At 35.5% G+C, this 24,689-nt stretch carries 20 protein-coding genes; 10 read left to right on the plus strand and 10 right to left on the minus strand.

Annotation, left to right across the window (positions count from 1 at the left end):
• Nucleotides 1-34 precede the first annotated feature (34 nt).
• Nucleotides 35-1,267, plus strand: a complete 1,233-nt coding sequence (locus KA909_RS05420; RefSeq protein WP_210130028.1) for an acetylornithine deacetylase — start codon at nucleotides 35-37, stop codon at nucleotides 1,265-1,267.
• A gap of 58 nt (nucleotides 1,268-1,325) precedes the next feature.
• Here the strand turns inward: KA909_RS05420 and KA909_RS05425 are convergent, their stop codons facing one another.
• The 3 genes from KA909_RS05425 to KA909_RS05435 all read right to left on the minus strand — a co-directional run bounded on the left by KA909_RS05425 (nucleotide 1,326) and on the right by KA909_RS05435 (nucleotide 6,882).
• The gene (locus KA909_RS05425; protein ID WP_210130029.1) at nucleotides 1,326-3,491 is read right to left on the minus strand and encodes an RNA degradosome polyphosphate kinase; all 2,166 of its coding nucleotides are present in this window, start codon (nucleotides 3,489-3,491) and stop codon (nucleotides 1,326-1,328) included.
• Nucleotides 3,492-3,587: 96 nt separating this feature from the next.
• Entirely contained in the window at nucleotides 3,588-5,129 is a 1,542-nt protein-coding gene (ppx, locus tag KA909_RS05430) for an exopolyphosphatase (RefSeq protein WP_075108123.1), read from the minus strand.
• A 208-nt stretch (nucleotides 5,130-5,337) separates the two neighbouring features.
• Nucleotides 5,338-6,882 (minus strand): AbgT family transporter, encoded by a 1,545-nt coding sequence (locus KA909_RS05435; RefSeq protein ID WP_193838978.1) that lies wholly within the window; start codon nucleotides 6,880-6,882, stop codon nucleotides 5,338-5,340.
• Nucleotides 6,883-7,152: 270 nt separating this feature from the next.
• Between KA909_RS05435 and KA909_RS05440 the strand changes: the two genes are divergently transcribed.
• Nucleotides 7,153-7,971, plus strand: coding sequence for an SDR family oxidoreductase (locus KA909_RS05440; protein WP_053028758.1), 819 nt, complete (start codon nucleotides 7,153-7,155; stop codon nucleotides 7,969-7,971).
• A 100-nt stretch (nucleotides 7,972-8,071) separates the two neighbouring features.
• Here KA909_RS05440 and KA909_RS05445 read toward each other — a convergent pair whose 3' ends face one another.
• On the minus strand, nucleotides 8,072-9,148 hold the full coding sequence (locus tag KA909_RS05445; protein WP_193838979.1) for a M42 family metallopeptidase: 1,077 nt from the start codon (nucleotides 9,146-9,148) through the stop codon (nucleotides 8,072-8,074).
• Nucleotides 9,149-9,308: 160 nt separating this feature from the next.
• On the opposite strand from KA909_RS05445, the gene KA909_RS05450 reads away from it, so the two are divergent.
• Entirely contained in the window at nucleotides 9,309-9,776 is a 468-nt protein-coding gene (locus KA909_RS05450) for a YehR family lipoprotein (RefSeq protein ID WP_228480672.1), read from the plus strand.
• Nucleotides 9,777-9,836: 60 nt separating this feature from the next.
• On the opposite strand, the gene KA909_RS05455 is transcribed toward KA909_RS05450, so the two are convergent.
• On the minus strand, nucleotides 9,837-11,414 hold the full coding sequence (locus tag KA909_RS05455; protein ID WP_193839953.1) for an FMN-binding glutamate synthase family protein: 1,578 nt from the start codon (nucleotides 11,412-11,414) through the stop codon (nucleotides 9,837-9,839).
• A gap of 188 nt (nucleotides 11,415-11,602) precedes the next feature.
• On the opposite strand from KA909_RS05455, the gene lnsB reads away from it, so the two are divergent.
• From lnsB to KA909_RS05475, 4 genes are all read left to right on the plus strand, one after another.
• Nucleotides 11,603-12,385, plus strand: coding sequence for a CPBP family lipoprotein N-acylation protein LnsB (lnsB, locus tag KA909_RS05460; protein ID WP_193838980.1), 783 nt, complete (start codon nucleotides 11,603-11,605; stop codon nucleotides 12,383-12,385).
• Between the two features lie 50 nt (nucleotides 12,386-12,435).
• Nucleotides 12,436-13,236, plus strand: coding sequence for a CPBP family intramembrane glutamic endopeptidase (locus KA909_RS05465; protein ID WP_210130030.1), 801 nt, complete (start codon nucleotides 12,436-12,438; stop codon nucleotides 13,234-13,236).
• A gap of 421 nt (nucleotides 13,237-13,657) precedes the next feature.
• A complete protein-coding gene (locus tag KA909_RS05470; RefSeq protein WP_075109009.1) occupies nucleotides 13,658-14,320 on the plus strand; it encodes an ABC transporter ATP-binding protein in 663 nt (220 codons plus the stop codon).
• Entirely contained in the window at nucleotides 14,313-15,098 is a 786-nt protein-coding gene (locus tag KA909_RS05475) for an ABC transporter permease (RefSeq protein ID WP_075109010.1), read from the plus strand. The genes KA909_RS05470 and KA909_RS05475 overlap by 8 nt, the downstream gene beginning before the upstream one ends.
• Before the next feature lie 78 nt (nucleotides 15,099-15,176).
• Here the strand turns inward: KA909_RS05475 and KA909_RS05480 are convergent, their stop codons facing one another.
• Together KA909_RS05480 and KA909_RS05485 are read right to left on the minus strand one after the other, a co-directional pair.
• The gene (locus tag KA909_RS05480) at nucleotides 15,177-16,643 is read right to left on the minus strand and encodes a sensor histidine kinase (RefSeq protein ID WP_193838983.1); all 1,467 of its coding nucleotides are present in this window, start codon (nucleotides 16,641-16,643) and stop codon (nucleotides 15,177-15,179) included.
• Complete coding sequence (locus KA909_RS05485; RefSeq protein ID WP_075109012.1) at nucleotides 16,636-17,313, minus strand: response regulator transcription factor; 678 nt, start codon at nucleotides 17,311-17,313, stop codon at nucleotides 16,636-16,638. The genes KA909_RS05480 and KA909_RS05485 overlap by 8 nt, the downstream gene beginning before the upstream one ends.
• A gap of 151 nt (nucleotides 17,314-17,464) precedes the next feature.
• On the opposite strand from KA909_RS05485, the gene KA909_RS05490 reads away from it, so the two are divergent.
• On the plus strand, nucleotides 17,465-17,695 hold the full coding sequence (locus KA909_RS05490; protein ID WP_193838984.1) for a hypothetical protein: 231 nt from the start codon (nucleotides 17,465-17,467) through the stop codon (nucleotides 17,693-17,695).
• A gap of 117 nt (nucleotides 17,696-17,812) precedes the next feature.
• Complete coding sequence (locus tag KA909_RS05495) at nucleotides 17,813-18,988, plus strand: MFS transporter (protein WP_193838985.1); 1,176 nt, start codon at nucleotides 17,813-17,815, stop codon at nucleotides 18,986-18,988.
• A 155-nt stretch (nucleotides 18,989-19,143) separates the two neighbouring features.
• Here the strand turns inward: KA909_RS05495 and KA909_RS05500 are convergent, their stop codons facing one another.
• Nucleotides 19,144-20,496: a carboxylesterase family protein gene (locus KA909_RS05500; RefSeq protein ID WP_193838986.1), complete on the minus strand. Its 1,353-nt coding sequence runs from the start codon at nucleotides 20,494-20,496 to the stop codon at nucleotides 19,144-19,146.
• Nucleotides 20,497-20,853: 357 nt separating this feature from the next.
• A complete protein-coding gene (locus tag KA909_RS05505) occupies nucleotides 20,854-22,515 on the minus strand; it encodes an APC family permease (protein WP_070854694.1) in 1,662 nt (553 codons plus the stop codon).
• A gap of 185 nt (nucleotides 22,516-22,700) precedes the next feature.
• Here KA909_RS05505 and KA909_RS05510 point away from each other — a divergent pair, with 185 nt between their 5' ends.
• The gene (locus KA909_RS05510) at nucleotides 22,701-23,300 is read left to right on the plus strand and encodes a YdeI/OmpD-associated family protein (protein ID WP_193838987.1); all 600 of its coding nucleotides are present in this window, start codon (nucleotides 22,701-22,703) and stop codon (nucleotides 23,298-23,300) included.
• A gap of 173 nt (nucleotides 23,301-23,473) precedes the next feature.
• Here KA909_RS05510 and KA909_RS05515 read toward each other — a convergent pair whose 3' ends face one another.
• On the minus strand, nucleotides 23,474-24,517 hold the full coding sequence (locus KA909_RS05515; RefSeq protein WP_053028744.1) for a 2,3-butanediol dehydrogenase: 1,044 nt from the start codon (nucleotides 24,515-24,517) through the stop codon (nucleotides 23,474-23,476).
• Nucleotides 24,518-24,689 lie beyond the last annotated feature (172 nt).

Raw genomic sequence — 24,689 nt, forward strand, 5'->3', positions numbered from 1 at the left:
TAGTGGGGGATTATGATTTAAAGGAGTGACGAAGATGGAGGAACGTCTTTATAACTTGTTGGAATTGCTAGTTAGTTACAATACGGAGAGTCCACCGGGACGTAATACCGACCCATTACAAGATGAGATAGAAACATTATTAACACGTTATGGCTTTAGCATTCAACGAGAACAACTGTATAAGAATGATAGTATTATTGTAGCAACGTTAAAGGGTGAGGACCCTGAAGCACCGAAACTCATATTAAATGGACATGTTGATGTAGCGTCAGTCGATGATGATTCGAACTGGCAGTATCCGCCTTTTCAATTAACTGAAAATGAGGGCTGGTTATATGGACGTGGTGTCAGTGATATGAAAGGTGGCATGGCATCGTTATTCTATGTACTTGAACAGTTACATCAAGAAGGACGTCAACCGAAAGGCGATATCATTGTACAGTCTGTCGTAGGCGAAGAAGTTGGCGAAGCAGGTACAAAGCGTGCCTGTGAAATTGGTACTAAAGCTGATTTAGCACTTGTGTTAGATACCAGTGAGAATATGGCACTTGGTCAAGGTGGCGTAATTACAGGATGGATTACGATTAAGAGTAAGAACACCATTCATGACGGTGCACGTAGTCAGACCATACATGCAGGTGGTGGGTTATTTGGTGCGAGTGCCATTGAAAAAATGGCTAAGATTATTCGTGCATTAAATGAATTAGAACAACATTGGGCAGTGATGAAACATAGTCCAGGAATGCCACCAGGTGCAAATACGATAAACCCAGCTGTCATTGAAGGTGGACGCCATCCTGCATTTATTGCAGATGAATGTCGCTTATGGATTACAGTACATTATTTACCAAATGAACGTTATGAAGACGTTGTCGCAGAAATAGAAGATTACTTGAATCGTGTGGCTGAAGCGGATATTTGGCTACGTGAGAACCCATTACAATTTGAATGGGGCGGCGAATCAATGATTGAAGACAAAGGTGAAATCTTCCCAAGCTTCACAATACCTACAGAACATCCTGGATTTAAACAATTACAATCAGCACATCATCATGTTCATGGCACAGACTTAAAACATGGTATGAGTACGACCGTCACAGATGGTGGTTGGACTGCGCACTTTGGTATTCCTACGATTTTATATGGACCTGGTAGTCTAGAAGAAGCACATAGCGTAGATGAGAAGATTGAAGCATCAGAACTTCAAACTTACAGCGATGTGTTATATCATTTCTTAAATCATTGGTACGATCATCCAGAGAAGTAAACAATATAAAAAAGGCAATGATCATGTGCGACCATTGCCTTTTTAGCTATTTCAAAGATTATTTTTTTAATGAACGACGAATGCGGTTCATCCAATTTGCACGACGTTTCGATACGACGGGCATGCCTGAAGGTTGAGCTGAACGTTTTTTAAGTTCTTGGCCATATTTAATCGCTTCTTGCATTAAATAAACTTGTGAATTTAATGGTGACAAGTTATTTTCTACATAATGGTAATGACCATGTTCGTCTTGGAAACGTCCTTTTTGGTTATCAGATAATTGTAAATCCATAAAGTCAACTAAACGTTTACCAATCTCTTTATCTTCAACTGGGAATAGGATTTCTACACGTTTAATCATATTACGTGTCATTACGTCAGCTGATGATAAGTAAATACGTTCATCGCCATTATTATGGAAGTAATAAATACGAGAGTGTTCTAATAATCGACCAACGATACTTACAACTTCAATGTTCTCACTAATGCCTGGGATACCAGGTTTTAAGCAACAAATACCACGAATAATGAGTTGAATCTTCACACCGGCTTGTGATGCTTCGAATAATTTTTCGATGATTGTTTTGTCTGTTAATGAGTTCATTTTCATCATAATTTTACCGTTACCATGTTGAAGGTGACTGCTAATCTCTTTGTCGATTCGGTCGATAAAGACGTCACGAATATCAAACGGTGCAACGATTAATTTATTGTATTCTGGTTTGACAGAGTACCCACTTAAATAATTGAAGAAGTTAATTGCATCTTCTGCAATTTGTTTATTTGTAGTGATAATACCCATATCTGTATATAATTTCGCAGTTTTGTCATTATAGTTACCTGTACCCAAGTGAACGAATGACGTTAATTCGCCACCGACACGCTTAACTACTAATGCAATTTTACTATGTGTTTTCAGGTGTGTCATACCGTATATCACGTGACACCCTGCGTCTTCTAGCATACGTGCCCAATGGACATTGTTTTCTTCATCGAAGCGTGCTTTCAATTCCACAAGTACAGTTACTTGTTTTCCTTTTTCTGCGGCTTCTTTCAAACTCTTAATGATAGGTGAGTCTTTACTTACACGATACAATGTTTGTTTAATTGCAATCGTATTAGGGTCATCTGCCGCTTCACGGATAAAATCAACGATCGGTTCGAAAGATTCGTACGGATGGTGGAAGAAGATGTCACGTTTCAATGCAAGTTCGTATAAATTGTTATTTCCTAGTGAACGTGGAATTTGTGGTGAATATTTCTCGTAAGTGAGATAGTTTAATTTATGAGATAAATGATCCACTAAACCAAAGATAAATGTTAAATCAAGTGGTCCATTAAGGAAATAAACATCTTGATGATCCACTTCTAATGTCTCGATAAGCCAATCAAGATCATCTGGATTAGCGGTACGACCATCAACTTCTAGACGTACTGCTGAACCACTCTTACGTTCTTTAAGGAAACGTTCAATTTCGATAAGTAAGTCTTCTGCGCCATCTTCATGAATCGTTAAATCAGCATTTCTTGTAATTCTGAAAGTAAATGTATTTAAGACTTCATAACCAGTAAATAAATAATTGATAAAGTAAGTAATTACGTCCTCAACCATCACAACATACTGTTTAGCACCTTCATTGTAAGTTAGAAATCTTGGAATAAGTGATGGTATTTGAACGATGGCTGAATTGATGGCATCTTCAGTGTCAATATCAACGAAGATGTTTAAACTTTTATTATTAAGCTTAGGAAACGGATGGTAAGCATCTATGCCGAGTGGTGTTAAGGTTGGCAAGATAGTTAATTTGAAATCTCTTTCTAATTTATCTAATATTGGTTCAGATAATTCGTGTGGTTCACACATCACAATTTCGTAATCTCGAAGTTCAGTCATTAATTCATTGTAGCGTTCATATTGCTTATCTACATATTTTTTAGCTTTTTCTTGGATAGCATCAACTTGTTCTTGTGGTGTCATTTGTGCTTTGTTTTCCGGTTTGTCAAATCCCATTTTAACCTGGTCTTTTAAACCAGCAACACGAACCATGAAGAATTCATCTAAGTTTGAACTAAAAATAGATATAAAGTTTAATTTTTCAAGTAGCGGGTTGTTTTTATCATAGGCTTCTTGAAGTACACGATAGTTGAAATCAAGCCAACTTAATTCGCGATTGTTATAGTATTGCGGTAAGCTAATATCATTTTCTCCCAATTGAGTTTGCATTCCAAATACACCTCGTCATTTCCTCAAATATGCGTTGTTCTTTTCAATTAGTAAGTAAAAGGCATAACATCCTAACTTTAAGATAGCATACTTGTTTTAAGATTTTGTAAAGATGATAGAAACATTTCCTTTAAGTATCTTTTCGATATGTTTTTTCTGTCTATTTGCTTGATATTCTTCGGCAATAGGCTCGCCTTCTGTATAAAATACAGTTAATTGATAGTCGTCGTCGCCTTTTTTCTTTTTCTTCAATTCGACATCGACAACAAAACTTGTTTGTGAAATGTTTAATGCGTTAATGAATTTAATAATGCCACCTAATGTTTGGATTGAATCTATTTCTTTATTGCTGAACCAATCCGTTTCTTGGCAATAGAATTTCAATAGTGATTTATTTTTAAAGCTGGCAAGTAACGCCAATTTAACTCGGTCTTTATGTGTATAGCCGTTTATCATTGAGTTTGCAATGATGTAATACGTGTGTGGAGAACTTGAATCAGAATCGATGAAACTACCAAGATAGTATATATAAGCGCCTTCTTCAAAGAGACGTTGCTCATTATCGCTAATATCTAAATCTGCGATATCAATGAGTTGTGATAATAACGATTTAGCTAGTTTGAGACGCGCTTGTGAACTAACATCTTCAATCTTGTATTCACGTGCTAAGAAATGGATGGACTCTTTACGGACGTTATGTTTATCAAAGACGTCAGGGTAGCGTTCACGAACTTGTTTCATGACATAGCCTTCACGTAGACCATTTCTTGAGAATGTAAACTGCTTTGCGTCTACAATTTTATATAATGTTTTGAATACGGATACCGCTGGAAGGATAATATCTGCACGATCACGACTTAAACCATCAAGGTTGGTTAAATCATCACGATCGTTTTTACGAATGATATCAAAAACTTCATCGATATCTTTATTCGTCATTGTGTAGTTGTGGACACCGCCAATAGGATATGAATGCTCGGCTTGATGAATACGCGCAACATTTCGAGCGGAACCACCAACACCCACAAGTGCAACCTTTTGATCTTTAAGCCATTCTAACGATTCAAATTGTTGTGATAAGAATTTCTCCATATCTTTTATAGCACCTTTGTCATTGTGCGCTTTGTCATTGAAGAATTTTCTTTTGAGTGTCACGACACCGAAAGGGAAGCTGTGGGATTCAAAAAGTTCTTTATCTTTAAATAATGTTACTTCAGTCGAACCACCGCCGATATCAACGGATACACCATTTTCGATTTCCGTCGTATGTGTGATTGCATAGTAACCGTAGTAGGCTTCATCTGATTCGGGTACGATTTTAATATCGATGCCTACTTCCTTTTTAACTTCCTTGACGATTTCGTCGTTGTTTTTAGACTGACGAATTGCTGCTGTAGCAATCGGATGTAACGCGGTTACATTGAATTTATCTGACACAGATTTGAAACTGTGTAGTGCATCAATGAGTACTTTTATGCCGTCTTTACTCATCTTATTATCTTTAGTGAGATATTGGCTTAGACGTGCAGGGGTCTTAATGTTGAGCAATTCATTAATGCCTGTCGCTTTATTAAAGTTGAAAATAACTAATCTGATTGTGTTGGATCCAATATCTACTAAACCTATTCGTTCTTCCATCGTGTCCTCCTAAATGCCTAAAATAATGTTAATAATGAATACACTTCTATACCTTTATTTTACCGTAATATCACGCTTTGAAAAAGAGAGAGTGACATAATTATTGGTAATAAGTAAGAATTTTTGTAAGGGATTACAAAAAACCTTCTCAATAAATGAGAAGGTTTTTACAAAGATTTGCGTTTCAATTATCACGATGCATTGCGAATTAGTGTGGAATTTTGACAGGGCCACCTGGTCCAAGCGGGATGCCAAGAAGGTACCACGCAATGACGAATAAGGTCCACACAATACCTAATGCGAAGGTGTATGGCATTAAACTCGAAAGTAGGGAACCTAGTTTCATATTTTTATCATACTTTTGCGCATAAGATAGCACCAGTGGCATATAAGGCATCATTGGTGTAATAGGGTTTGTAATAGAATCACCAACACGATAAATCATTTGTGTAAACGCCGGATGATAACCGAGTAGAATCATCATTGGTACAAAGATTGGCGCAAGAATACCCCATTTAGCAGATGCGCTTCCGATAATTAAGTTAATTAAACTACTCAATATGATAATGCCGATGATGAGCACAATACCATTTTGATGTTGTAATAATTTAGCGCCATAGACAGACACAATAATCCCTAGATTACTCCATTGTAAAAAGGCGAGTAATTGAGCGGCAAAGAAGACGATTAATATAAATGATCCCATAGAACCAAGTGAGTCACTAATCATGCTGCCTAAATCTTTGGAGTTCTGAATTTGTTTACTTAAAATCCCGTAAACAATCCCAGGAATTAAGAAAATAACGAGGATGACTAAGCCCACACCATTAATTAATGGAGAATCATCAATAAGACTTCCAGTTTTTGCGTTTCTTAACCAACTACTTTCTGGTAAGCAACAAATGATTAACGCTACGATGAGTATTACGAAAGACATGTTTGCCCAGAACAATGCTTTTTTCTCTGTTGGCGTAATATGTGATGATGTTTCCTCATCTTCATCGTAATCTGCTTGACTCGTATCATAGTCGCCCAAACGTGGAATAACAACCTTTGTTGTGGTGAAATAAATCACAGGAAGTACCAAGATCACGCTCGCTGCAATAAAGTACCAGTTCATTGCAACATTAATCTTGACACTATCTGAAACAATCTTCGTTGCAGGTTCTGTAAATGCATAAACAAGTGCATCTTGCATACCAATTAAGAAGTTGGCACCAAATCCACCTAGTGATGAGGCATAGGCCATTGCAAGACCAGCGATGGGATGATAGCCAATCTTAATAAAAATCATTGCAGCAAGTGGTGGCAAGATGACTGTTGCTGCATCTCCAGCTAAGCTACCTAATATACCAATTAAAATAATGGTTGGTACAATGATGCGTTTTGATGCGCGATTCACAACTGAAATCATTAATTTATCAAAGTAACCTGATTTCTCAGCAGCACCGACACCAATCATTACAGCTAATACAAGACCAAGTGCAGGGAACTCTGAGAAGTTCTTAATGGCATCATTCATAATCATGGCGATACCTTCAGTACTCAGAATACTCTTTATATGTATGGTATCTCCATTTCCTGGATGCTTAACCGATACATCAAACAGAGAAACGATCCAAGTAATAACGGCTAAACCAATACACATTAAGAAAAAGAGCATGGCAGGGTCTGGTAATTTGTTACCAGCTTTTTCTACGCCATTAAGTAATTTATTAACGATAGATGTTTGTTCATTTGTTTTAGTGGTCATAAAATGGCCCCCTTTGTTCGTTAACACAAAGTATAACAAAATGTTTTTTAAAATATAGCAATTTTCAGAAATTTAAATATAAGAATTGGTTATGTATAAGATAAGTACAATAATATTAGCTTATGTATATAGAACTAAATCATGTTTGTAAGAGTAAGCGGTATCATTTTCGGAATAGGGTTTGAGCGCATTTGAAGTGTGGAAAATATATATTGAATAGATACATTTAGTTTCATTAATAAGATTGGAAAAATAGGAGTGAAGGCCTTTATGAAACGTTTAGAAAATAAAATTGCAGTGATTACAGGTGCAAGTACAGGTATAGGGCAAGCATCAGCAAAAGCATTAGCTAATGAAGGTGCTCATGTATTAGCGCTGGATATTTCAGATGAATTAGAAAAGACTGTTGAAGCAATCAATAACAACGGTGGCAAAGCGACTGCGTATAAAGTAGATATTTCAGATGATCAACAAGTTCAAGATTTTGCGGATAAAGCTAAAGCGACATATGGACGTGTAGATATTATCTTTAATAACGCAGGTGTGGATAATGGTGCAGGTCGTATACATGAATATCCTGTAGAAGTGTTCGACAAAATCATGGCAGTGGATATGCGAGGGACATTCTTAGTAACTAAATTCTTACTACCATTAATGATGGATCAAGGTGGTTCAATTATTAATACGGCATCATTCTCTGGCCAAGCTGCAGACTTATACCGTTCAGGTTACAATGCGGCTAAAGGGGCAGTGATTAACTTTACTAAATCGATTGCGATTGAATATGGCCGTGAAAATATTCGTGCAAATGCCATTGCACCAGGTACTATTGAGACACCATTAGTGGATAATCTAGCAGGAACGTCTGAAGATGAAGCGGGTAAAACATTCCGCGATAATCAGAAATGGGTCACTCCACTTGGTCGTTTAGGGAAACCTGAAGAAGTAGGTAAACTCGTGGCTTTCCTAGCATCTGATGATAGTTCATTTATTACAGGTGAAACGGTTCGAATTGATGGCGGTGTTATGGCTTATACTTGGCCTGGAGAAATGCTAAGTGATGATAGCTGGAAGCACTCAGTAGAATAGAAAAACATCATATTATATAAAAAAGTCGTTCTATTTATTTAGAACGACTTTTTAATTCGTTAGTTATTTTAGAAAAATGACATACTATTTCATTCGCAAATTACCATTTTATTCTGTTATAAGCATCATCGTTAAGTGAACGAACGATTTCAGTTACTAGGCGAACTGAATTTTCATAATCATCTGTGTGTAATACAGAAACATTTGAATGCATGTAACGTAGCGCTACACCGATGGAAATGGTAGGAATACCCTCATTCGCTACATGGATACTACCAGCATCGGTACCGCCACCAGCAGTGGTATCCCATTGCACAGTAATGTAATGTTTCTTCGCTACTTCTTTAATATGCTGACGTAAGCCTTGGTGGGCAACATTTGATGCGTCCATTAAAATAACGACAGGGCCATTACCTAAAGTCGTATCACTACCAAGTTGATTCATCCCCGGTGTATCATAGGCCACTGCAACATCTACAGCAATAGCAAAATCAGGTTTGATTTTATTGGCAGCTACTTTAGCACCGCGTAAGCCCACTTCTTCCTGTACGGTTGCGCCTGCATATAAATCAATGCCGATATGTTCATCTTTGAGACGTTTTAATACGTCGACAGCGAGTGCACAACCATAACGATTGTCAAAGGCTTTAGCCGTTAAATATTTACCATTCGCAAGTTGCTCAAATTCACTGTATGGTGTAATCATGTTGCCCACTTCGATACCGTGATTTTCAGCGTCTTCTTTACTTCTCACACCAATATCTATAAACATGTCTTTAATTTGGATTGGTTTCTTACGTTCTTCAGGATCTAAGACATGTGGTGGTTTTGAGCCTATAAGACCACGAATCTCAGTACCATCATCGGTTGTGATAGTTACTTTTTGAGATAACATGACTTGGTTCCACCAACCACCAATCGGTTGAAATTTAATAAATCCATTATTATCGATTTTGGTTACAATAAAGCCGATTTCATCTAAGTGACCAGCTACCATAAGTGACTTTGTACCATTGTCGCTCGCTTTTTTACCAAAGATGCCACCTAAGCCATCTTCAACAATTTCATCGCTCACTGGCTCTAAATAGGATTTCATCTTTGCTTTAACATTGTGTTCATAACCAGCAATGCCGTTAACATCGGTCAATGATTTTAATAATTCAATTGATTCTTTCATATGCACACACTTCCTCACGTCATTAGTTACTCATATTGTAGCATGTCGGCATTTGATTTTCTGAAAAAAGTGTTTCTAATACGAATTATCTGGTAATGATATACATAATAAGATAAAGTAAATGCTATAATTTATTTGAAAATGACATAGTGGGAAGTAGATGAGTATGATGAAAAAGTGCTTTATGTTAATGATATTATTAGTGTTAAGTGTCAGTGTATTAGGAGCATGTAGTAAAGAGCGTTCTAAGACATATGAAGGGGACATGGATGGTAAGCATGTGTTAACTACATTGTCTTATAAAAAGAATAAAGTAGTTAAACAATCAACAGTAACGACATTGAAATATAATGATTTCGGTATGTCTAAGAAAGAAGCTAAGAAGATGTTTCAAGATCACCGTCAAATGAAAGATTTAAAAGGTGTATCTTATAATCTAAAGCATAATCATGAAAAATGGGTTGAAACCATTGATATTAACTATAAAAAAGCAGATATCAAAGCAGTCAAAAATCATTTTTCTTTAATGTCAACGTCTAAAAATGACAAAAAAGTCAATATGGAAGGCACTGTTAGAGAATTGAAAAAACTGGGCTTTAAACAAAAAAGTAATATGACAGATGAATAATGAAAAAGATGTCGGGACACCTCACATAATGCTGTGTCTCGACATCTTTTTATTTGAATATTAACTTATTAATTTCAGTTTGTAATCGACTATGTCTTCAATTGAACCATCTAAACGTTTAATTACAATGTGATCACTCGTAATGTCATTTGGACTTTTAACACCGACGGCAGCGGCAATGTTAAATAAGCCTTCATGTAAACTTGTGATATAGTTTGTCACACGATATTGCTTCTCATTGACAATTAACGCTTTCTCTTTCTTAGGATCTGTTGTTGCAACGCCGACAGGACATGTGTTCAAGTGACATTGTTGACTCATAATACAGCCAACACTAATCATCATACCGCGAGCGATATTAACTAAATCAGCACCTAATCCTAAGGCAATTGCTACTTTATCTGGTGTAATTAACTTACCTGAGGCAAAGATTTTCATTTTATCTCTGATTTGGTGGCGTTCTAACATTCCAGATACGATTGGCAGCGCGGTAAATAATGGAAGACCGACACCATCTTGTAATTCTTGGAACGTAGCACCGGTACCACCTTCACCACCATCAATGGTGATAAAGTCAGGATAAATATTCATTTTAACCATTGTTTGTACGAGTGACTCAATTTCTTCCACTTTACTTACAACGATTTTAAAGCCTACAGGTTTCTGACCTAATTGGCGAAGTTTATCAACAAATTGTAATAAATCTTCAGGTGAGTCAATAAAGTCGAAGCGGTTCGGTGAATTGATCGTTTTATACGGTTCGATATTTCTAATTTTGGCAATTTCTTCTGTAACTTTATTGCCTTCCATATGACCGCCACGTGTTTTTGCACCTTGCGCCAGTTTAATTTCAAAGGCTTTAACTTCTTTGTGATGTGCTGTTTTTAGAAATTGTTCGTCACTAAAGTTACCATCTTTATCACGAACACCGAATAGACCAGGCCCAATTTGAAAGATGAGGTCGCCGCCACCTTTAAGGTGATATTCTGACAAGCCACCTTCACCGGTATTCATCCACGTGCCTGCACGAGCTAAGCCTTGTGATAATGCAGTGATTGCACGACCACCTAATGCACCATAACTCATGCCTGATTGACCAACCAGTCGTTTTACTTTAAAAGGATGTTCCAAATCATCGCCTAGAACGATGGCATTATCGTCCGTTAAGTAGTACGGATCAATGTCTGTTGGATCACGATGTTCATCACGTTTGAATAATCGCTCGCTATCTACTTTATAGACAAATGTTGAAATCATAGCGTGATTATCAATTTGTAATTCATGACGTTGTAATGGGAACATGGTGTTACGTATGTAAAATCCATCTTGATATGCGCGTTGTGTCCCGAAACTAGACATTCGAGAATTGTATTTACCGGCTAGAACGATATTAGTATACTGAATTCTTGAAAATGGTTTCCCCTCTGTATCATTCGCAAACAAATATTGGCGTAATTCCGGGCCAATCTTCTCTGCGAAGTAACGTACACGTCCTAGAACAGGATAATTACGTAAGACACTGTGTTGATCTTGTCCTTTATCTTTAAATAACAACACAAGTACCAAGCCGATTATTGAAAGTATGACAATAAATATCATTACGTTCACAATAAACTGCATTACTGTAAGTATAGAAATCACTTTTATTTCTCCCCCTTTAAACCTTCTACAATTTAAATCATACACCAATGTAAATCTTTTACAATTTAAAATAAGAAGAAATTTACGATTTTTTAAAATTATTAATATGTTAGGTTAACAAATGGTATATGACATAGATGTATTTCGATGATAAAGTATGACTTACAAGATGTATGAGGTGACCTATGGAGAAAAGAAAAAAGGCAATCACGCATGAGGTTTCTACAAATCAATGGGGAAGTTCTCAAATAGTGAAGAAAGATTTCTTATTGATTCCTATTTACATCATGCTCCAGATTTTAGTACCAATCATTATTGTGTTTGGCGTTTTAGGTGTCTATGCAATGATAACGCAAGATCCACCGCCACTTTATTTATATAATTTAACGTTAAGTATCAGTTTTGTCATTGCTCAATTTGTCGTTATCGTTTCATTTTTTGCGTTACATAAATATGATATTGCTGATGTCGCATTGAGACAGTATCGTATAGCTAAACGTCATTACATACCGTTAATTATTACAGTTACACTATTTGCACTACTATTGTTTTATGCGATTAACGTTGTAGCGCAGTATCTACCAAAGCCTATTGGTTATGATATAACACAGGCGCAACTTCGTTTAGAAGGCTTATTTAATCATCCGAGTGCAATTGTATTTACCTTTATTACTATGGTTGTGTTACAACCGTTGATTCAAGAATTAATTTATCGACATTTAATGATTCATGAACTTGGGAAAAGGCTAAATGTTAGTGTCGTCATTGTGTTGAGTATAGTGATTGAAGTAGGCGTACAGGTCTATGACTTTATATCCGTTATGGAAGTCATACCTTATTTCATATTATCAGTAGGGGCGATCGTTATATATCTGAGAACTGGCAAGAATTTAGCAGCATCATATCTGTATCATAGCTCTGTACAATTCATCTTATTTATTATTACAATAATAGAAAGATTATTTTAAATATTGAGCATGATTAAACATACATCGTTAAAAAAGATAAGGAGAGACATATGACTTTTGAAAATGAACATGCGCAAGAAGCATCAAAGCAAGCGCCATTCAAAAATGAATTTGCATCGAAACGAATTGTGAAACGTGATTTTTGGCTAATACCAGGATATTTAATCATTAATATTGTACTGCCGTTGATATTAACGATAGTTACAATGATCATGATTATGGCGATTACAGGGCAGACATCCGAAGCGCCAATGATGAAGCAAGTGATGGGAATTAATCAAATCTTTGTTTTATTAGGGCAGTGCCTCTTATTACTATTGTTTTATTTAATGCATCGTAAGTCGCTCATCCCATTAGCAATTCAGCGCTTTAAAGATTTGAGAAAACATATCGTACTAATCGTTGTTGTACTCATTGTGATGTATTTGGCGCAATATATATATGGTAACTTGATAGAATTATTACCTGAGAAATATCAGTTTAGTAATACTGAAAACAACAAACAAATCGAAGAACTCTTCAAGACAAAATGGATTTGGCCCGTATTGTTCCTAGATATTGTTATCGTAACGCCAATTGTTGAAGAATTGCTCTTTAGACATTTAATTATTCATGAACTTGGTAAGAAATTAACATACGGCGCAATGTACGTTGTTTCAGTCGTGTTATTTGCTAGTTTACACGTGTTAAGTGCATCATCTCCATTTGAAATTGGTCCATATCTTATTATGGCAATTGGATTTGTGATTGCATACCACTATAGTGGACGGAATTTAGCAATGACGATTACGTTACATATGATTAACAACTTAGTATCGTATGTGACTATCATTATTCCGCTGATTTGGTAAATGATGCATTAAATTAGAAGTAAGATACAGTGTTTCAAGAAATGTCAACTTGAAGACACTTATCTTACTTCTTTTTTTGTTATTATAGATATAAATAATGCTCATGGGAGTGGGACAGAATTCTTTTGAATTCGTCGTTACCCCAGCTTGCTTTGCTTGTAGAATTTCTTGATGAAATTCTCTATGCTGGGGCCCCGACTCCCAGCTTGCTTTGCTTGTAAAATCACTTTCGTGATTTTTTGTGTTGGGGCCCCGCCCGCAGGGATGACTAGAACTGAGAAAAGCTTGATTTAAGCGCCTTCTCAGTTCAGTCAGCTACTGCGAATTTGCTAATTAGCATGATTATATTATTTATGTCCCAGACTGATTTTAATTTATTTTTAATTATAACAGTGTTTATTATGAGGAGGTTGGTAAAAGGATGTTATTAGATGTCAAAAATTTATCATATAAAGCGGATAGACGTATGATACTTAAAAATATTAACTTTCAATTAGCTGAGGGAGAGGCAGTTGCCATTATTGGTCCCTCTGGTAGTGGTAAGAGCACATTTTTAAAGCAAATCAATAATTTAATTAGCCCGACGGATGGGGAACTCTATTTAAAAGGGAAGCCATTTAACGATTATCCTCCTGAAACATTACGAATGAAAATCAGTTATCTAATGCAACAGAGTCAGCTCTTTGGCGAAACGATTGGTGATAACATGTCATTTCCAGCGTTAGCGCGAGATGACCGCTTTGATAAAGACAAAGCAATGGATTTACTAAAGAAAGTGAACTTAGGTCAATATGATTTGAATTCTAAAATTGAACATCTTTCAGGCGGCGAGCGTCAGAGGATTACAATTGCCCGTCAACTCATGTACCGTCCAGATATATTATTATTAGATGAATCTACAAGTGCGCTCGATACACAAAATAAGCAGACCATTGAAAATATGATTTTCGACATGGTAAAAGAAGGTGTATCCGTGTTATGGATTACACATAGTGATGATCAAAGTATGAGACATTTCCATAGACGAATTACAATTAGCGATGGTGAAATCACGAAAGAGGAGGCTTTAAATCAGAATGAGTAATACAGCCCTTTGTTTAACTGCTTTGTTATTATTAATTCCCATCTTTATTTCATATAAAGAAGGATTACATATTATTAAAGATTTAGTTGTAGCTTCCATACGCGCAGTTGTACAGTTGATTATATTAGGATTTATCTTGCATTATATTTTCAAAATTGATCAAGCGTGGATATTAATGTTAGCGGTATTAGTGATTATTATTAATGCGTCATGGAATACGATTAATCGTGCTTCGCCAGTAATGCATCATGTCTTTTGGATTTCGTTTATCGCCATTTTTATTGGAACAGCGTTACCTTTAACGGCTACTGTGTTGGCAGGGGCTATCGATTTTAAAGCAAATGAAGTCATTCCAATCGGAGGTATGTTAGCGAATAATGGACTAATTGCGATTAATTTAGCGTATCAAAACTTAGACCGTGCCTTTGTGAAAGACATTACCGACATTGAATCTAAGCTTACATTAGCAGCGACACCTAAATTGGCATCTAAAGCATCGATTAGAGAGAGTATACGTCTTGCAATCGTACCTACAATAGACTCGGTTAAAACATACGGTCTCGTTTCGATACCAGGTATGATGACAGGTTTAATTATTGGTGGCGTACCACCATTACAAGCGATTAAATTCCAATTACTTGTCGTGTTTATTCACACAACAGCGACAATCATGTCAGCCCTAATTGCAACTTATTTAAGCTATAATCAATTCTTTAACGTTCGTCATCAACTCGTTGCACGCAATAGCGCACTCAATGCACCTGATGATGAAGCATAGACGAAATGAGAAGTAAGGGCGTAGGACAGAATTTTATTTCAATTCGTTGTCCTACGCCCTTACTTTTTTAGATAATATTTAAGAGTCATCCACCAATAGTATATGGAAATGAACGCCTTGTTTAGATGGTAATAGTGTGATTGCGCCATGATGATAATTCACAGCATCTTTAATAATCGATAAACCAATACCATGTTGTGCTTTATGCGCTTTCGATGTATACGACTGTTTAAATAATGTATCTATATTTGAATGTGGTATGCCTTGACCATCGTCAACGTAATCAATCATTAACTTATTTTCAATTTTAGAAAAAGTCATTTGAATGTTAGGATTGATTTCATTATGATCAATACTATTGTTGATTAAATTAATTAATAGCCGCTCGAAATACAATTTATTACCATAAAATGTGGCGTTATCTTCTAAATAAAAGTGACATGTTATAGAATCGTAACCAATAATGTGTGTGATTCGATTGACCGTTGATTGAATCGGAAAATCTTCTTTATCTTGTTTTGTCTGGTTTGTTTCCATATCAAATGTTTGGTTCAAACTATCAATCAAATCACTCATAAACGTTGCTTTCTCCGAAATAAGTTGAACATAAGATTGCGTCTGTTTATCGGTCTGGATGAGCTTAGAATAACCATAAATAGTTGTTAATGGCGATTTCAAATCATGAGAAATTTGGCTAATCCATTTTGATTTGTAATATGAAATTTGGTTATGATAAAACTTATCAGACAACATTTGTTCATTTAATTGTGACAAAGATGCATCCAATTCAGGATAAGTACGACGATTCTTAAATCGCTTTCGTTTCGACGTAGGCTGATGCAGTTTGCCTAACGATAAGTTACCAATCCAGTCAATATAAAAAGATAACGGTCTTGTGAGTCGCTTCGAAATTAACATTGCCGTTAAAGCAATTAAGATGATGTTAACGATGATAAATGAGATGAACAGTAAAATATACGTGTTTTTACTATCATTGAACGCTTCGCCGAAATTATCATTCCACAATATCGTTCTTTGTCCTGGATTTCTTACAAAGTGAAGTTCATTGTTTGAAACCGAATAGTTGTAACGATTGAAATCAAGCGTAGCGATACTATCAAGCAATTGTGACGTCTTGATTTCATGACCATTTGTTATTTTAGGTTGTTCAATTTTATCTTTATAAATATAAACAAGGTAGGTTCCTTCTTTTGATATAACTGAATTCGCATTATTGATATTTTTTAACAATGTTGATTTTATGTTTGTATGACGCTTTGACTTAGGATAGAGAATGTCTCCATTTTTTCGAACAAAATATAAGTCAACATGACGCTTTTCGGCAAGTGATTTTAGATTATCATTGGGTGCTTGAGTGATGCCATACGTCTCTAAGTATGTAGGTTCAATTTCATTAATATCCCAGTAAATATTAGGCAATACTTTAAAAAATAGTATGACAACTAAGATACATGTAATAGTAAAGTTTAGAAGGACAAATATCGTCATATACTTAAGAAATTTTAATGTGAATTTATTAATCATCGCGATCTTCCTTAAACATGTAACCTTTACTACGTACAGTTTTAATCATTTTAGGTGCATTCGGCGTGGTTTCAATCTTCTTCCGTAATGTTCTAATATGGACCATTAGAGTATTATCATCCACGCCGGTATCATATCCCCAGACTTTAGCATAGAGCTGATCTTTAGTCAGTACTTGGTTTTTATTTTTAATAAGATAGGTTAATAAATTATATTCACGATTTGTAAGGTTGATCGGTTTGTCATTAACAAATACTTCCATACTGTTGAAGTTGATGGCTAAATCTTTATAATGGTACGTTGATTGATCTGTATCGTTTAAATGTAAAGAAACTCTGTAGTACAACTCCATCGGATCAAATGGCTTTTTAATATAATCGACAGCCCCATGTTCAAACCCTTTATATACATCGATATTTGTTGTCTTCGCAGTCACTACGATAACGGCAGTATCCTTTAAATCAATATATTTAAGTAATTGATAACCGTCTTCAGATCTTAAGTTTAAATCCAATAATATAACCTGAAAGCTGAAATTCAATAATTCATATTTTGCATCTTCAATATTATCGACAGACTTGATACGTTGTATCCCTTTCGTACTTAAAGATAATGTCATTAACGCATTAATATCTTTATCATCTTCAATAATGAGTACGTCGTCGTTCATGAATACCACCTCATTGTCTATCTTATACAACTTTTTAACATTTAACTATTCTGATAATGATGATTTAAGGAAAAATTAAGATTAAACTAAGTAGCATTTAATTTGAAAATTTTAGTATATAAGTAAATCAATAAGCAAAGGAGCAAATGAAATGAAAGTCATTTCCAATGTGTTTGGGTTTATCATACTTATCCTTGTTTTATTTAATATAATCAGAGTTTTAACAAGCCTAGTTGAATCGTATTTTAATATAAATTTTGGTATTGATGGTGTACTACATAATCATTACGTCATTTATGGTGCGCTCGCATTACTTGCCATTTGTGCCTTTCTACAAGAACTTATCGAACATCGATACAACAATAATGAACAAACCTTTTAAAACATAGGGGAAGAAAAATACAATTGAATATTATATAATAGAACAGTTACGAAATTTGAAGAACAGTGCGTAACTGTTTTTTTATGTAGAAATAATGAAATGAAAGGAGAAAGAAATATGTCTGTCATGCGTATAGCGACATTTATCATTAGTGTGTTTATTGTGGGCATGGTTGAAATGATGGTCGCTGGAATTATGAATTTAATGAGCGATGACTTAGGTGTCTCAGAAGCGATTATCGGGCAACTGGTTACACTTTACGCATTAACCTTCGCCATATGTGGACCTATACTGGTTAAATTAACGAATCGATTTCCTGCACGTCCCGTTCTTTTGTGGACTTTAGTGGCCTTTGTCGTAGGGAATGGTATTATCGCCATTGCACCTAACTTTACGATTCTAGTCGTTGGACGAATATTATCTTCAGCTGCAGCATCTTTAATTATCGTTAAAGTCTTAGCATTAACAGCTATGCTGACAATACCTAAGAATAGAGGTAAGATGATTGGCGTAGTTTATACTGGATTTAGTGGGGCCAATGTCTTTGGTGTGCCAATTGGTACGATGATTGGTGACTGGGTTGGCTGGCGTTTTACGTTCGTATTTATTATTGTTATCAGTCTTATTGCCGGCTTATTAATGTTGAAATATCTTCCTACAACTACAGAACTTAATCAAGCCAATCGAATGTATAATAACGTTTCTGAAGATAATCAAGTCACATCTCATATTATTCGACCAATTGAAATCGTTAAGTTTCTAGCGATTACATTACTTATTTTAATTGCCAATTCAGTGACATTTGTATTTATCAATCCACTTATTTTGGAAAATGGTCATACCATGGGCTATGTATCATTAGCGCTACTCGTTAATGGTGTTGCCGGTGTTGTTGGTACATCAATGGGTGGTGTACTCGCTGATAAATTAACAAGTAAACGTTGGTTAATCATTGCGTTTACTGTGTTTATTGTAGTGATGCTTGCCATTAATTTAGTATTGTCAACAACGGTGTTATTACTCGTAGCACTCTTTATTTGGAATATCGTACAATGGAGTACCAATCCAGCAATACAAAGTGGTATCATCGAACATGTTGAAGGTGACACAAGTCAAGTGATGAGTTGGAATATGTCTTGTCTCAATGCAGGTATTGGTATAGGTGGTATTATCGGTGGCCTTGTTGTATCAAATACGAATGTTGAAGCGGTCACATTTGTCAGTGCCTTTATTGGCTTACTGGGACTTATCATCGTGCTTACATTGAAAAATGTTCATTATGCCAAAAACTAAGCGTATCTTATGATTGAATAGGGAAGAGGCTGAGACATAAATAATAAGATAATGCTACTTTGTGAATTCACAATAGCTGACTGAACTAAGAAGACATTTTAAGCAAACTGGGAGTGGGACAACGAATTTATTAAGAATTCTGTCCCACTCCTTTTTTAATTATTGTATATGTGTGGTTCTGTGTGATCGATTGAATAGGGTGCGTAGGGCATGGTACCTGTTGTGGCATAATGAACGATGTCATTTATCATACGTTTGCTTAATTCAATATCAGAAGTGTGCAATTTGATGTTATGCGCCTTAAGTATAGCCATCTTACCAAACCAAAAGACGACGTCTAAAATATGATAGGCACTTGCGAAATCAACATATTCAGGTCGAGCCCAATCAAATCGTAATAACCAACGATGCGGATTCTCACGCATTTGGTGTAACAAGTTAAGTGTCGGTTTTTTAAAATATAACGCTGTCACAACTTCAGCTTGTTGTTGACCCGTTTGAACATGATTAAAATCAACGTTGATATGATTCAGTTTCATCACATTCACAAAACGCTGTGGCTCAAGTTTACGTGATTCATTACGGATATAACAATCACCTTCATCCTTTGTATAGCCTAACACAACAGGTTTATTAAACTGAGCAAGTGGACGGCACATCGTTGTCTCGTTAATCGGTTGATATATTAATTCTAAGCCTTTGGATTTGCCACGTGCTTGTTCATCATATGCCATTAACTGTAGCAATGCGTGCGTGTCTAAATCGTATATGCTTTTTCCGGAAAAGTGCTGTTGAATTAAGGCATCGAAGTGTTTAGCTTTGTGCACACCTGTTTCTATGGAATCTAGCTGTAATACGCCACTTAATAACATGACTTGGTGGTAATAGTGGTCCAGTTGTGGTTGCTGCATTAAAGCTTGAATACTCATACTGCCTGCGGATTGTCCGCATAATGTGACATTGTTAGGATCGCCATCAAAGTATTCAATAAAGTGTGCAACCCATTTTAATAACGCAATCTGATCAGATAGGCCGTTATTTTTATCATACTGGGGATTAAAATAAGACCAATCCAGAAAGCCTAATGCACCTAATCGATAGTTAAACGTAATTACAATGACATCACGTTGGGCGACAATATGTTCTGGCGTATATAATTCGGCAGAACCATGACCATTCACAAAGCCACCACCATAAAAATAAATGATAACAGGCTTCTTAGATTTACCAGATGATTGACGCCAAATATTTAAATATAAACAATCTTCATCCTGTTTGAATGTATGTTGCTTAGATGAAAAGAATGTTTCTAACTTATTGTACGGTTGTGGTGGGATGGCTCTAAAGCGCGTTGCATCAACTAACGTATCATAGCTATATCGTGGGCTAGCATGTTTAAAACGGCGATTACCAATCGGCGGCTGTGCATAAGGAATACCTAGAAATTGTTCTATATTATGATGTGTTATCCCTTGAAAAGAACCAGCTGTTGTATTAATCGTTACCACTAAATCATCACCTACACTTATGAATTAATTTAACTATACCATGACGTATGAATGTAAAAACAGATTGGGACAATGAAATTAAAATTTGTGCTATATCATATTAAAAAGCGTCTGGGGCATCATTCGTATAGAAATAGCCAGTAAATGCGTTTTAACAAATTCATTTACTGGCTTCTTTATTTACAATGGAGTACTAAAAAAATAAGGCACTCTCGTGTAATTTAATAAACATTACTAAACTAAATTAACGAGGTGCCTTATATATAAACATTGTAGCATGACTCAACTTCTATATTATTTCAATAGAAAATGCCTTTTTTACTTATCCAGGAACGCTATGTTCCGGACATGGTCAGATTAATTATTCTGTTGTTCAGCTTCTTTTCTATCAGCTTCTTGTTGTTCTGCTTCCATTGTATCTTCTTTCATTTGTTTATTGATTTTCTTAGCGCGTTTATAATAAACACTCTTGAAGTGGCTTGTAATACCAATTCTATAAAAGACAAGTGCTAACACGATAATAACTAAGAAATCATAAGGATAATGAATAAAGTTCATACCTTTAAACTCTTTACTACCGATGAATGACATGCAAGCCAATAGGATTAAGTATACGATAATCCACATACTACCGCCGATTTGTTTTTTAGTGTTTTTCCAATTCATTTTATATTCATAGAAGAAATAAATTGGTAATCCTAAAATAATGATGAAAATAACTTCGGCAGTTGTTGGCCACATTGCCCAATAAATTGCTAATGACGCAAGTACAAAGGATAATGGTGCCATCACTTTTAACATAGCGCCTCGGAATGGACGATGCAATTTAGGTCCCATTTCACGTAATGACATGACGGTTGTTGGACCTGTTAAGTAAGCGACTAATGTTGCTGTTGAAATAACGGCAGCAAGTACGCCCCAATCACGGAATAAGGTAACCATGACCATACTGATGATGGCATTAAATACGATAGCTACTCGTGGAATATTATACGTTGTGTTAATTTTACCTAAGAATTTAGGAATATGACCATTACGTTCCATCGCGTTTAATACACGACCAGTAATCGCAACGAATGATACGCCAGTTCCGAATGGTGACACAACTGCTTCGATGTATAGCAAGATCGCTAACCAGTTAATGCCTAATAGGATTGCCATATCTGCGAATGGTGAATTGAAGTTAATACCACTCCAACCGTGTTCGCTAATCATTGATTGTGGCATTGATGTAATAAATGTGCTTTGTAGTATAATGTACAAAATGGCACTTAATGTTAAAGAAATGGCAATACCACGTGCAATATTCTTTTCAGGGTTTTTAATTTCTGATCCCATATTAATGATGGTTTGGAATGCATTAAATGAGAAGATAATCCCTGATGTTGTTGTTGCCGCAAAGATAGGCGCACTACCATACGGCATAAATTCGCCTATAGAAGAACCGTAATTGCTTGTGTCGAAACCTGAAAGCATTAACATAATAATTGTTAATAACGGTACACCTAATTTGAAGAACGAAATTAAACTTGTGAATGATGTTAATAATTTAACAGACCAATAGTTTAATAATGAAAAAATAATGATAATGACGTACACGGCGAATAAGCCTGTCGTACTAATTGAGCCATTATGCATTAATGCAGAAGTTGGTTTCGCCCAATCCCATGGCCATGAACTGATATATTGAACAGCAGACACAGCTTCAATAGGAATGATTGTAACTAATGATACCCAGTTTGCCCATGCGGCAATAAAGCCTAACAATGAGCCGTGTGAATATTGAGCATAGTTACTCATACCACCAGATTGAGGGAACATTGTTCCTATTTCGATATAGTTATAAGAAATCGTTCCTATAACGATAAACCCGATAATCCAAGATAATATGGCTGCAGGACCAGCTGCAGAAGAAGCTTCCCATGCACCAAATAACCAGCCTGAACCAATTAAACTTCCTAATCCTAACAAAACAAGTTGGACCAGATTGATTTTACCTTCGTTATTATTTTGTCCCATAAATACTCCTTTATGTTATTTTAATATTCATCAAAAATGATACGTTATAATTATACGCTTATCATTTCATTAGTCAATTTATGATTTTGTAAATTTACAAATGATTGTGTTATAAATAGTTATTGATTGACTTAAATAATATAATGATTGTATTGTTATCAAACTAACGATATGGGGTGACTAAAGTGTCAGAGAAACAATCCGATAAACAGGTGTTAGCTTTTCTTGAAAAGGAGAGTCAGTGGCAAGAAGCTTATCAATATTTAAGAAATTTAATCTTTAATGAGTCAGAATTAGCAGAAACATATAAATGGATGCATCCGACTTATACAATTAATGATAAAAATGTTATTACGATCCATGGTTTTAAGCATTATGTAGCCTTATTGTTTCATAAAGGTGCAATTTTAGAAGATAAATATAAATCGTTAATTCAGCAAACAGAGCGTGTTCAAGCAGCAAGACAATTACGTTTTGAAACATTAGATGAGATTAAACTGCGTCGAGACGAAATTTTATATTATATTGATGAAGCCATTAAAACAGAAAAAGCGGGCAAGAAAGTTGAAATGAAGAAGACAGAAGACTATGAAATGCCTGAAGAATTACAACAAGCATTTAATGATGATCCAAAATTAGAAGAGGCATTTTATCAATTAACACCTGGCAGACAACACCAGTACATGTATCACATTTCACAAGCGAAACGTAGCCAAACAAGACAAAATAGAGTTGAAAAGTATATCGACCATATTCTTGAAGGTAAAGGCATGTACGATAAATAAAAAGAGAATAAAAAAAGATCGGGACATAATGTGTTTTAAGACTACCGTCAAACGACGTCTTAAAAGTAGGATTATCGGCAGAGACACTCACGATTCGACAAAATTTGAAAAAATTTTACTCGTCGTTCGGTTCTGCTCAAATCCTAAACACTTATGTCCCGATTTCTCTTCAATTAGCCATTTAATTTAACTAAAATTTTAGCTTGTGATTTATCATTTACTAATTGTTCGAATCCTGATTGAACAATATGTTCTAATTCGATTTCATCTGTTACGACGCTCTTAACGTCTAAGCTTCCGTTCGCAATTAAATCAATGGTTTGTTGGAATGTAGTAGGTGAGTAAGCAATTGTAGATGTCAATTGAACACCTGAGTTAGTTAATAACATTGGATCGAAATCAACTGCATGTGCAAAGATTGATACGATAACAACAGTACCTCTTGGACGTGTTACTTGAATTGATTGAGATAATGTTACACCAACACCAGCAACTTCAAATGTTACATCTACACCGTTGTCAGTATGTTCATTAATAAAGTCTACAGGATTTGTGTTACCAGAATTGACTACGTGAGTCGCACCGACTTCTTTCGCTTTCGCTAGGCGTTCTTCAGATAAATCAAATACAAAGATTTTACTTGCTCCAGCTGCTTTAGCTGCAACAATTGTTAATAAACCAATTGGGCCAGCGCCAAATACTGCAACTGTATCTCCAAATAATAATTTACCTTCTTTAACTGCTTGAACCGCAACGGCTGTTGGTTCAACTAATGCACCTTCTTTATCTGATACGCTTTCAGGTAATGCATAGACATTCTCTTCTGGTGCATTTGTAAATTCAGCAAAGCCACCGTCAGAACCTAAACCAATAAATGAATAGCCGTCATATAAATCAACGCTTTCATCTTTCTCATGTTTAGATACAGTTGGGTTAACAACGACGCGATCGCCTTTTTTATATTTTGTAACGTCTTTACCAACTTCTTCAACAACGCCTGAGAACTCATGTCCTAAAGTAACAGGTGCTTTTTGTCCAAGTAGTGGATCAGGTTTATCTGTAGAGATGAAGACTGGTCCTTCTAAGTATTCATGTAAATCAGTTCCGCAAATGCCGGCCCATGATACTTTTACTTTTACTTCGTTGTCTTTTAATTGCTTAGGTTCACGATCTTCCACGCGAACATCTTTTTGACCATACCATACTGCTGCTTTCATTATTACAACATCCCTTCAATAAATACTTATTACACCTATAGACTAATACTATTGATATTAGAATGCAATTTTGAATCCAGCTTTCAATGATTTATTTGAATAAATATGACAATTTGATGAATTTTATTGTAGGCAACTTTATTTTTAAATATTTTTTATCACAATCACGCTT

The organism is Staphylococcus sp. GDX8P54P (assembly GCF_017893165.1).
In the GTDB taxonomy this organism is placed as follows: Bacteria; Bacillota; Bacilli; order Staphylococcales; family Staphylococcaceae; genus Staphylococcus; species Staphylococcus borealis.